Source organism: Streptomyces sp. NPDC002156 (assembly GCF_053593675.1).
Genome location: NZ_JBSFDA010000363.1, coordinates 1 through 1,762, shown reverse-complemented (window position 1 = coordinate 1,762; position 1,762 = coordinate 1). Strand labels below are relative to the sequence as shown.

General features: G+C 70.6%; 1 pseudogene. It reads left to right on the top strand.

Annotation, left to right across the window (positions count from 1 at the left end):
- Positions 1-772: 772 nt before the first annotated feature.
- Positions 773-877: pseudogene (locus tag ACWCRB_RS49705) on the top strand (DsbA family protein); the annotation flags it as partial.
- Between the last annotated feature and the right edge of the window lie 885 nt (positions 878-1,762).

The following is a 1,762-nucleotide window of genomic DNA, read 5'->3' as shown; positions in this document are numbered from 1 at the left end:
TTTTTTTTTTTTTTTGGGTGTGGGGGTGGGGGGGGGGGGGGGGGGTTGTGCAGTGGCGCCCCGGGCAAGGGGGTTGATGTCGCAGGTGAGGCGGTTGGGGTCGGCGGGTCGAACATCGGCGGGCGGCTGATGTTTATTTGGCGTGGGGCCGAAATGCGCCTACCGGGTGGGGAGTTGGCGTCGGAGGGGGGTGGCTGTCGAAGGGAGGTGGGTTGTGGATCGACGGGGGTGGGTGGGGGTCAGTCGGAGGGGTTGGGGTGGGCCTGATGAGGGGGTTGGAGAGGTTCTGGTGAGGGGTTAGGAGGGTGCTTGGCGGAGGCCTGGCAGGGGCCTGACGCGGGTCACCAAGGGGGGCGAGGGGTGTACGGAGGGTTCCGGGGATGGTGACGGGAGGTGTTGGGGCGGTCTTGTGGGTGATGCACGGCGGGGTGCGGGGGCGGTCCCGAGACCGGCGCACGGCAGGGCTTCAGGGCGGTCCTGGGGGCGGTGCACGACAGGGTGGCAAGGCGGCCCCGGGGACGGTGCACGACAGGGTGCCAGGGCGGCCCCGGGGACGGTGCACGACAGGATGCCAGGGCGATCCCGGGGACGGTCCACGACAGGATGCCAGGGCGATCCCGGGGACGGTCCACGACAGGATGCCAGGGCGATCCCGGGGACGGTCCACGACAGGATGCCGGAGCAACCCCGAGGACGGTGCGTGAGACTGTGCCCGGGGCGGGTCCCGGGGAGCGTGCGAGACCGTGCCCGGGCGGGGCCCGGGCACGGCGCGCAGAAGCGCCAGCACGCCTTCGCCGCCGCGCAGGCCGCCCAGGAGGCGGCGGAGCAGGAGGCAGGGCCGGCATGGCCGTACGTCGAGGCCGTGGTCGGGAGAATGCGTGGGGCGCAGGCGGGAAGGGGTGCGTGGGGCGCAGCCGGACAGGGACGCGGGGCAGAGCCGAGGCGGCAGCGCGCGGTCGGGATTCCGCAGGCGCCGCCGATCGAGGACTCACCTGTGAAGCCGGTCAGGGCTTCACAGGAGCCGCCGATCGGAGACTCGCAGGCGGAGCCGGTCAGAGCTGCGCAGGTGCGGCGGATCGAGGTCTCCCAGGTGCCGCCCATCAGGGCTTCACGGGAGCCGCCGATCGAGGATTCGCCAGCGGGTGCCGCCCATCAAGAACTCGCAGGTGGAGCCAGTCAACGCTACGCAGGCGCACCCGATCGAAGACTCGCAGGCGGAGCCGGTCAGGACTACGTCGGTGCCGCAGATCAAGGACTCCCAGGCGCTGCCCACCAGGGCTTCACAGGCGTCGCCGATCGAGGATTTCACCAGCGGAGCCGGTCAGGGCTCAGCAGGTGCCGCCAAACAAGAACTCGCAGGTGGGACCAGTCAACGCTAGGCAGGCGCCGCCGATCGAGGACTCGTCGGCTGAGCCGGTCAAGGCTACGCAGGTGCTGCAGATCAAGGACTCCCGGGTGCCGCTCATCAGGGATTCGCACATGCCGCCGCTCAAGGTGCGTCAACCGGTCCCAGCAACGACTGAGCCGCTCCAGGCACGGCCCTCGAACCCACCCCGAAGGGAAGCATCCGGGCCGCCGACCAATGGCCAGTCACCAGTCGCCAGTGGCGCTCAGCCGCGAGTCCCCCGAGGCGGTTGACGACTCCCACGCCGTACGCCCGCAGCCCGCAGCCCGCAGCCCGCGCGGGAACGGCACACGAAAACGACCCACGGAAACGACAAATGCGGTCCGTGTCCACGTTTTCGTGGACACGGACCGCACT